Genomic DNA, 8,975 nt, shown 5'->3' on the forward strand with positions numbered 1-8,975 from the left:
AAAAATCGACAGAAAATTAGGGAGACGGACGAAGAAATCGTATTTCTAGGACGGCTCGTCTATTTTCCGAGATTTTAGCTCGCATTCAAATAACATGATATAAGAGCGTTAAAAAATCGACAGAAAATTAGGGAGACGGATGAAGAAATCGTATTTCTAGGACGGCTCGTCTATTTTCCGAGATTTTAGCTCGCATTCAAATAAGTATACTATATTCAAAATCAAACAGCTTGTTCCATTTTATTATAAACAATCAACAGGAGGAAACAAGATACAGATTGGTCTGGGTGTTTGTTATCAGACAATCTGGCTCATGTGTACGGAAACAGATGGATAGACGAATCAAAAAATCACGCGCAGCTATTTACCAAGCCTTTATCCACTTGCTCAACCAGCAACCATATGACACCATAACGGTTCAAGACATTATCGATATGGCAGATGTTGGTCGTTCTACCTTTTATGCCCATTTTGCAAGCAAGGAAATGCTTCTCGAGGAAGTCTGCGAGGATTTATTTGCCCACACCTTTGCGAAACCTCAGGCCCAGCACGATGTCCACGGGACCCTCGCTCATATCTTCTACCATTTCAGAAACAATCAAGACAAGGTTGCGACGCTCTTGTTGTCTAATAATTTATATTTTACACAGCGTTTGAAAAAGGAATTGCACCACTATGTCTTTCCGCTGCTTCGTCCGTCGCTCATACGCCAAAAAGCCCCTGTTCCCGAAAGTTTTTTGGAACATTTTGTTGCCACAACCTTTATCGAAACCATTAACTGGTGGTTGCAGCAGCGAGAGCCGATTGACGAACAGACCATTACCAGCTACTTTCTTGGGGTTATCTGCACGAGCTACACATCAACATGATGCGGGATAGCATCACATTTTTAACTCACTTTTTTGCCTGATGTACAAAAGATGAATTTTCTCCATAAAAGCCCTTACATTTTTTGGCTTTTTTTGGTATAGTATAGATTGTGATGAAATTATCAAATAAAAATGAAGCAGGTATCTATTTTGGCAGCACAAGAGCAAACATTGATGTATACGATTGATAAAAGTATCAAGAAAAAAGCAGCTTTGATTGAGAGCAACTACTGGGCGTACGCGCTACGCTCTATTTTTGCCAGTGTCTACTTGGCGCTGGGAATTGCGATTTCGCTCTACACGGCAGATAAGCTAGAACATGTAGCAGCAGGTCTTGGAAAATTCAGCTACGGTCTCATGTTCGGTTGGGGACTGCTCATGATTCTCTATATGAATGCGGAGCTTGGTACTTCTAATATGATGTATATGACGGTCGCCATCTACCGCAAGGTTATTCCGACTAAGACAGCCTTGAAAATTCTAGCCACCTGTATCCTCTTTAACTTTGTTGGTGCGGTGCTGGTCTGCTTCCTGCTAGCCCAAACGGCTCCTTTTTCAATCGGGCACGTGGCTATGGATAGCTATCTGGTACAAGGCACGGTTGCAAAAATCGCCAAAGCTCCTCTGACCCAGTTTGTCGAAGGGATTTTCGCCAACATGGTGGTCAATATCGCCGTCTTTGTCTTTTTGAAAATGAAAGACGATGCTGGGAAAGCAATCGCCGTTGTCTTTATTATCTTCATCTTTGCCTTCCTCGGCTTTGAACACGTCATTGCTAACTTCTCGACCTTCTCCCTTGCACTCTTTGCAACAGGTGGTCCAGTAGAAGGCATGAATGTCCTATCCGTCCTCTCCAACTTCCTCTTCTCAGGTCTTGGAAACTATGTCGGTGGCGGACTGGTCATCGGACTCATCTATAGCTGGTTGAATAAACAATCGAGCGTTTATGTAGACTAATTGAAGAAAATAATAAAGAACGAAAACGTTGTTTTCGTTCTTTATTTATTCCCAAATTCCTTCACATCACCATCATAATTAGCCCATTCCTTGCTGAAAAAGGCCGAGTTGAGGTGGTAGGCTGGTGCTGGTTTGGGATTTGAGACAAAAGGATCAACGACCTTGTCAAATTCGAGCCAGCCCAGCCAGCCCATGTGAATAGTATCCTGCATAAAGTAGGGCTTGCCACCGTCTTTTGAAAAGTCGGCAATGTTGGTAAAACCTTGGCTTTCTAGCTGATACTTAATCTTTTCAACAGTCTGCTGGTACATGTCCTCACGTAGACCCGTATAAGCCATCCACTTCTCATTCACCGGTGGAATGACAAAGAGAACATTGGCCTTAGATTTAGCAAATTGGTTGAGCACCAGCTGCAAGTCATTGTATTCAGGCGACTTAATATAGGATAGGTTCTTTTGAGCGCCTTTCAGTTCCCGGAGTTTGGCTTTCAAGCGTTTCTTGTAAAACTTGTCATCAATCCCTAAGTCATTGCTTTTGGTGTGTTCTTTCGCTTCTTCAATCGCTACTTTTTCAAGTTCTTGGTAGGAAAATTCATCCGGCAAGCGAGACAACTCTGGTAAGACACGTTGATCATAATGCCGATTATAACTTGGAATCAAGCTACTGAAGAAAATATCCTGTCGCTTATTGATGCGTGCCATTAGCCCGACAAACTGGTCTTCCGAAGCTGATAAGGCTGTCCCATCTGCGACTTTCTTGACAATATCTGCCATGGCAATATTGGGATAAAGCTGTAACAGTCGTTCTGCTGCATGATGGGCCGCTGCATCTCCCTCTTGTTGCGTCAAAAAACTAGTCAGCTGGTCGCTGTTAAAATACTGCTGAAAGGCACTGGCATCATAGCCTGTCTTGGTAAACCACTGGGGCGAGACAACATAGACGACCGTCTGATTTTCAAGCTCCGGCAACATCTGCTGCATACCAAAGTATTGGTTAAGAGAGGCTGCTCCGCGTTGTCCTAGCAAGTAAGGACGATAGGGACGGTCATATTTTTCAGCCAAGACAGACGGGTGCATGCTATCAAAACGCAGCCATTCACTGGAGCCGAAAAATGGCACGAAACGGTGGTTAGCATCTGTCAGAGCCTGAACTTTCTGCATCCGTCCCTTGAAACTGGCTGCTGTTAGCGTCACTGCAGAGCGTTTTTCTGCCTCAAAATCGTGGCGCAACTTCGTCGGAAAAAAGACAAGCAAAAGCGCTACTAGCAAGGCTGCACAAAAGACTGGTCCTAAAATCAGCCATAGGCGTTTAAGCATTTCTCAACTCCGTAATCCCTTGAATGATTTTATTAGCCGTATTCCAGTCATCACGACCAAATTCAGATACAGGTACGCGGATGTCAAAACGTGATTCGATTTCGACAATCAACTCCACCGTTCCCATACTGTCTAACACTCCTGCATCAAACAAATCTTCGTCCATCATGCTTGAGACATCTTCCATAAATAATTCATCAATAATTTCGAGCACTTCTGCTTTAATATCCATAGGAAAACTCCTTTTTATTTCTTAAACCATAGGTCGTTTAAAAATCCAGAAAAGATTAAAAACGACAGCATCACAACATGAAAGGTCACCACAATCCCCAAAGCCTGCGTAAAGCGATTATCAGGCAAGGGGGCAAGACCTGCTTTTTTGCGTTCTTTATTCAGCGTTTTTTTCTTACGAATCCAAGCGTCATTGACGACAAGACCTAAACCATGAAAAAGACCGTAGGCGATGTAATACCACGTCACGCCATGCCAAAAGCCCATGAGAAGCATGTTCAGCAAGTAAGCTACACTTGAGGTCGTATTGCGATTTTTAAACACTTTGTTGCGCATGAGTACCATGACTAGTCTCATAAAGACAAAATCACGGAACCAGAAAGATAAGCTCATGTGCCAACGATTCCAAAATTCCTTGAGGTCACGAGACACGAAAGGCTTATCAAAATTATGCGGACTTTTAATCCCCATGAGGTGGGAAATCGCAACTGCAAACATGGAGTAGCCTGCAAAGTCAAAGAATAAATCAAGACCAAAGGCATACATGACCCCCAAGCTCGGCAAGTTAAACCAGCCTCCCTGTGACAAGGCATATTGCTTGAGCGGCGGCAATATCATGGAACCAAAAATATGGGCCAGAATAAACTTATATAAAAATCCTAGCATAATGTAGCGGACAGCCACTTCCAGCATATCAAGCAACTCATCGCGGTCAGGGATTTGGCGATAATCCTCTTCAAACCGACGGAAGCGGTCAATCGGACCACCTGAGAATGTCGGCATAAAGAGCAGGAAACGCAAGAATTGCCCTAGGCTAAACTCTTTTAAGACCCCGTCACGCATCTCAATGATCATGCCGACCGAGCGGAAAGTGAGATAGGAAATTCCTAGAAAGCCAAAGAGCGATTGGTGTCCTGAAATGGCAGGCATGACTTTCACCAACGCTAGAGGCATGACGGCAAGGAGAACGTGGAGATAAAAGACCCATTTACTGTCCTTTTTCGCCCGATACCATTTGTAGCTAAAGACCCAAGCAAGCTGCCACATGATATAAAAGAAGAGGGCGGCAAGTTGGGCAGGGCTATCACCTGTCAGCATAAAGACGATAAAGGCTAGGCTGACCAGACTCTCATACCAAGCAAAACGCTTCTTGAAAAAGAGACCGATAAAGATTGGCAAGACCGCAGCAATCAAGTAGACGAAATACTGGGGTTCTCCATAAGGCTCCAAATGCGGAAGCTGTTTGAGAAGGTCCATCATCGGTTGTTTACCTCGCTAATCAAGCCCTTGATGTCAATCTTTCCATTTGGTGTCAACGGCAGACTGTCACGATAGAGGAATTTTGAAGGCATCATATAAGACATCATGATGTCCTCTAAATCTTCCTTGATGGCCTTGGTAATGTCGATGTCACGTTCAAACTGCTCGCGTACACCCTCTTTTAAGATGACGTAGGCCAGAAGATTTTGCACCTTGTGGTCCTTGTTGTAACGTGGAACGGCAACTGCCGACTTGATATATTGGGATTTGTTGAGGTTTTGGGAAACATCTTCTAGCTCAATGCGGTAGCCGTTAAACTTGATTTGGAAGTCCATCCGACCGCCGTATAAAAGCAATCCGTCTTCAGTCATCGAACCGACATCACCTGTATGGTAGGCTGGCAAGCCCTCAAATTCAAAGAAGGCTTCTGCTGTCTTTTCAGGATTGTTCATATAGCCTTTTGATACGGCAGGACCTGAAACGATAATTTCTCCCTGCTCGCCAAATGGCTGTTTATTGCCAGCTTCATCAATGATAAAGGTTGGCGAATCGTCCTTGGTATAGCCAATCGGCAGACGCTTGAGGGTTGCTAGCATCTCGTCTGTCACCGCTACTGCTGATAAGGCCACCGTTGCCTCGGTCGGTCCATAGGCATTGATAATTCGTGCATGTGGGAAACGGTCGCGGAGTTTTTGAGCCGTTTTCACCGTCAATTCCTCACCGTCAAAGTAGAAATGGGTAATCTGGGGCATTTTTTCCGCATTAAAATCCTCGGACAACATTGCCAAATCCGCAAACGAAGGGGTTGAGGTCCAAATGGCAATCGGCAAGTCTAAAATGGTCGCAAATAATTTCTTGAAATCCTGCGCCATGCTGCTTGGTAGAGCAAAAAGTGTGCCTCCTAAAGCCAAGGTCGGCGCCCAATACATGACCGACAAGTCAAAGGAATACGGTGGCTGCGCCAACATCTGTGGTCGGCTTGGGGTCGCAAATTCCTCATCTGTAATCATCCAGTTGGTAAAGCTCAAGAGATTGTCATGCGAAATCTGCACCCCCTTGGGCTTACCAGTCGTTCCAGAGGTGAAGATGATATAGTAGTTCTCATCGCCCTTGACCGAATGCCTGATGTCATAAGCCGTTTTTTGAGCGAAAATATCCTTGACTTCAGACAAAGTAAGTTGAGGCGTTGCCACCTCCATTGGAAAATCTGCAATCCCGATAATCAAGCTAGGCTCTGCTACTTCCAAAATAGCAGACACCCGCTCTAGGGCAGAGTGGCTGTCAATCGGAATGTAGGCATGACCCGACTTAGTCAAGGCAACAAAGGTCGCAAGCATTTCATACTCTTGTCCACCAAAGACCACAACAGGAGATTTTGCAGGCAGGCCAAGGCTGTCAATTGTTGCTGCTAGGCTATCTGAATCTTCCTTCAAATCACGATAGGTATGCACCTCACCCAAGATATTATAGACTGGAAAGTCTGGCTGGGTCGCCGCATACTGCTCAATCGTTTCAATCATATCCTTAATCATCAATCGTGTCACCATTCACCTCTAAAATTCATTATAGATAAAGCCACCTTGTCCCTGTCCAAGGTAGGAAAAAAAGTACAGTAGGGCTAGAAAAATCACAAAGTACAGTAAGGTCTGCCCGACAAATTTGCATAAGGTTTGATACTTCTTCATCTCAAATCACTCGTTTATTCAAAAATAGTTACTCTATTTTACCATGTTCTATGGAAAATATTCAATATAAAACTATTTAAAATAGCCTTTCCACAGATGAAGTCCATTATTCTTTGCATTCCTGTGGAAAAAAGCGTATAATGACAAAACATCAAAAGGAGGTTGAACAATGAAAAAACTGACCAAAAATGCCCACATCCGCATTCTTAGTCCGTCGTCCTCAATCGAGCGTATCGGCGGATTTGAAGCCAATCGTGCGGCCAAGGAACGTTTGGAAGCTCTTGGGTTTCAGCTTTCCTTTTCAAGCCATTACGATGAACATGATATACTAGACTCCGCAAGTATCGAAAGCCGTGTAGCTGACTTGCACGAAGCCTTTTTAGATGATAGCGTGGACGTGATTTTAACGACCATTGGTGGTTTTAACTGCAATGAACTCTTGCCTTATCTGGATTATGAGTTGATAAAAAAGCATCCCAAACTCTTTTGTGGCTATTCGGATACGACAGCTCTGCTCAATGCCATCTATGCCAAAACAGGGCTAAAAACCTATATGGGGCCTGCCTATTCCAGTTTTAAAATACTTAGCAATAAAACAGGGGAATTGATAAAAGCCTCTGAAAAATCAGAGGTCTTCTTGTTGTCTTAACTCGTTCAATATGTCTGCCACGCTTTCAGAGGTTACTACCTCCCAAGGTCTGACAGGCTCATCAGGTAGGACAAAATCAAAGACCTTACCCTCTTTTCTGACAATGTTGACCTTGTCGCCTGTAATATATCCTCCATCTATCGCCTGTTTTAATTCATCAAAATGTAACATAGTTTATTACCTCCTACTTATTTATTCGCAAAAAGTCTGTTTTTTTGAATTAAAATTGGAAATAATATCTAAAAATCTGTATTTTTACTGTATTCTACTGTTTCCTACTGTATCTTGAGCACGAAAAAAAGCCCCTAGGTTGTTACACCTAAGGGCTTTCTGTGTCTTATCTTAAACTGGTTTTTTTGAAAGTGTGTAGGTTACTCCATTGATAGAAATTTCAATCCCCTCAATGTTGACCTCAATCTTGTCTGTGCTACCGACATCTGTGACGGTAGCAGTATCATACTTGGCTAGTGATCCATTTTCAGCCTCAATGGCTTTCAGACGGCTTGACATACCTACCAGGTAATTATCATAGCCTGTAGCAGCGTAGTCATAGACTGCACCGCCTGTCTTAAACATGCCTTTGATAGCCTCGCTAAAGGTTTTGGCTCCTGAAACCTTGTAGCTACCTCCTGAACGTAGCAGGTAGAACCAATCTGTAAGAAAGTCATCTACAGAGGCATAGTGCATATAATGTCCACCCTCATTAGCTGGTCTTGCTGTTCCTTGGGTGACAGTCACACCACTTGGACGCTCTCCTTTACCAGTCCATGTCATGCCTCCCCAGTTGTTATCTGCCTTACCTACGGCTGAGGTACCCCAAAGCCCCTCAAAGTGTAGAACGGTAATAGCGTAGCTAGGTAGGATATTGTGTTCCTTACACTTAGCAAGGATAACATCAAGGACAGATTTTTTCAGGATTGCACCGTTAAAGGACAAGTCACCATCTTCTTTAGTGATTTTGGTATCTGTCGCTTTACCAGTTGCCCCAGTTTCCTCTGTCTTAGGTTCGGTGGTGGAATTTACCACCTCACTTTTTGGAGCGTCTGAGGGCGTTTTAGGGGTATTTCCTGATGTGCTACCTTTCAGGATTTCAGTTACACGTTTTTGGACTGCGTCATAGTCAGGACCAAGGGATTTTTTACGGTCTTCACCGTTGCCATGTTTCCCCTGGATCACTTCTTGAGCCAGTTGGTCAACAGTCTTTTTAGGCGCCGCAGCCTTGCCATTGATGACTGCCATAACAGCCTCGTATTGATTGCCAAGAGCTGCTTTACGGACATCTCCGTTTCCGTATTTGCCTGCAAGAGTTTCTTTGACCAAGGTATCAAGGCTTTTTCCTTGGGTAGAAGCTCCGCTTTCCAGCCTATAAACATAACAATACATCCAGCCACTAGCGGCTGCTACTGTGTCATAATTATCAACGCTAATCCCTCTTTTGCCCCAATTACAATGAATGATATTGTCTGAGTCAATAAAGATACCTGTATGACCTCCAGCTCCTGAACTTTGCCCACGCATACCCCAAATAAAAACATCACCACGTTGGCTATCCCAGTCCTGATTTTCCGCAACGAGTTTATACCCATTCTTGATAAGCCAATCATGCTCATATTCAGTGTTAACTGCCCAACCAGCAGAAATAGCCCCTGCCGACATTAAAGCATAGTAGACAGAACTTGAGCAATCGTAGCTATTCGGACCATCACGATAGTCCATGGAGTAACTTACTTTGCCCTTTCTAGCCTCAAACCAAGAAATAGCTGTATCAGTATTTATTGCCACCTGATTCCTCCTTATGAAATAATTCTAAAAACGGGCTAAGCACAAGAGCGATATAGCCCAGCGGAAACATCATCATCATTAACACGAATCGCTTTATCACTCTCATGCTCTCTCCCCTACTCTTGATTTTCTTGCTGATAGTTCTTGCTAGAGATACCAAGAACCGTACCTGCGAATGTCGCAAAGAGAGCAATTGTTCCTGTAATAGCTGTTGTGTCAAATTTAT

At 43.8% G+C, this 8,975-nt stretch carries 11 protein-coding genes and 1 pseudogene; 3 read left to right on the forward strand and 9 right to left on the reverse strand.

Going from position 1 to position 8,975, the window contains the following annotated elements; all coding sequences use genetic code 11:
* Window positions 1-329: 329 nt before the first annotated feature.
* Together BU202_RS10245 and BU202_RS10250 are read left to right on the forward strand one after the other, a co-directional pair.
* Complete coding sequence (locus tag BU202_RS10245) at window positions 330-869, forward strand: TetR/AcrR family transcriptional regulator (RefSeq protein ID WP_075105665.1); 540 nt, start codon at window positions 330-332, stop codon at window positions 867-869.
* A gap of 174 nt (window positions 870-1,043) precedes the next feature.
* On the forward strand, window positions 1,044-1,826 hold the full coding sequence (locus tag BU202_RS10250; RefSeq protein ID WP_425274629.1) for a formate/nitrite transporter family protein: 783 nt from the start codon (window positions 1,044-1,046) through the stop codon (window positions 1,824-1,826).
* Between the two features lie 41 nt (window positions 1,827-1,867).
* On the opposite strand, the gene dltD is transcribed toward BU202_RS10250, so the two are convergent.
* The 5 genes from dltD to BU202_RS10275 are packed head-to-tail and all read right to left on the reverse strand — an operon-like array spanning window position 1,868 to window position 6,318.
* Window positions 1,868-3,142, reverse strand: a complete 1,275-nt coding sequence (gene dltD, locus BU202_RS10255) for a D-alanyl-lipoteichoic acid biosynthesis protein DltD (protein ID WP_075105666.1) — start codon at window positions 3,140-3,142, stop codon at window positions 1,868-1,870.
* Window positions 3,135-3,374, reverse strand: coding sequence for a D-alanine--poly(phosphoribitol) ligase subunit DltC (dltC, locus tag BU202_RS10260; RefSeq protein ID WP_075105667.1), 240 nt, complete (start codon window positions 3,372-3,374; stop codon window positions 3,135-3,137). The genes dltD and dltC overlap by 8 nt, the downstream gene beginning before the upstream one ends.
* A 14-nt stretch (window positions 3,375-3,388) precedes the next feature.
* Window positions 3,389-4,633 carry a D-alanyl-lipoteichoic acid biosynthesis protein DltB gene (dltB, locus tag BU202_RS10265; RefSeq protein WP_075105668.1) on the reverse strand — a complete coding sequence of 415 codons (1,245 nt, stop codon included), beginning with the start codon at window positions 4,631-4,633 and terminating at the stop codon, window positions 3,389-3,391.
* Window positions 4,630-6,180 carry a D-alanine--poly(phosphoribitol) ligase subunit DltA gene (gene dltA / locus BU202_RS10270; protein ID WP_425274630.1) on the reverse strand — a complete coding sequence of 517 codons (1,551 nt, stop codon included), beginning with the start codon at window positions 6,178-6,180 and terminating at the stop codon, window positions 4,630-4,632. The genes dltB and dltA overlap by 4 nt, the downstream gene beginning before the upstream one ends.
* A gap of 6 nt (window positions 6,181-6,186) precedes the next feature.
* Entirely contained in the window at window positions 6,187-6,318 is a 132-nt protein-coding gene (locus BU202_RS10275) for a teichoic acid D-Ala incorporation-associated protein DltX (RefSeq protein WP_075105669.1), read from the reverse strand.
* Between the two features lie 169 nt (window positions 6,319-6,487).
* On the opposite strand from BU202_RS10275, the pseudogene BU202_RS10280 reads away from it, so the two are divergent.
* Window positions 6,488-6,901, forward strand: a pseudogene (locus BU202_RS10280) (LD-carboxypeptidase); the annotation flags it as partial.
* Between the two features lie 42 nt (window positions 6,902-6,943).
* Here BU202_RS10280 and BU202_RS10285 read toward each other — a convergent pair.
* The 4 genes from BU202_RS10285 to BU202_RS10725 form a co-directional block, all read right to left on the reverse strand.
* Complete coding sequence (locus BU202_RS10285; protein WP_075105670.1) at window positions 6,944-7,138, reverse strand: competence regulator inhibitor paratox; 195 nt, start codon at window positions 7,136-7,138, stop codon at window positions 6,944-6,946.
* A gap of 171 nt (window positions 7,139-7,309) precedes the next feature.
* Window positions 7,310-8,749, reverse strand: coding sequence for a peptidoglycan amidohydrolase family protein (locus tag BU202_RS10290; RefSeq protein WP_075105671.1), 1,440 nt, complete (start codon window positions 8,747-8,749; stop codon window positions 7,310-7,312).
* Complete coding sequence (locus BU202_RS10720; protein ID WP_279626022.1) at window positions 8,733-8,855, reverse strand: hypothetical protein; 123 nt, start codon at window positions 8,853-8,855, stop codon at window positions 8,733-8,735. Before BU202_RS10720 ends, BU202_RS10290 begins: the two co-directional genes overlap by 17 nt.
* A gap of 10 nt (window positions 8,856-8,865) precedes the next feature.
* Window positions 8,866-8,955 (reverse strand): phage holin, encoded by a 90-nt coding sequence (locus BU202_RS10725; RefSeq protein ID WP_279626023.1) that lies wholly within the window; start codon window positions 8,953-8,955, stop codon window positions 8,866-8,868.
* Between the last annotated feature and the right edge of the window lie 20 nt (window positions 8,956-8,975).

This window comes from Streptococcus cuniculi (assembly GCF_001921845.1).
Taxonomy (GTDB): Bacteria; Bacillota; Bacilli; order Lactobacillales; family Streptococcaceae; genus Streptococcus; species Streptococcus cuniculi.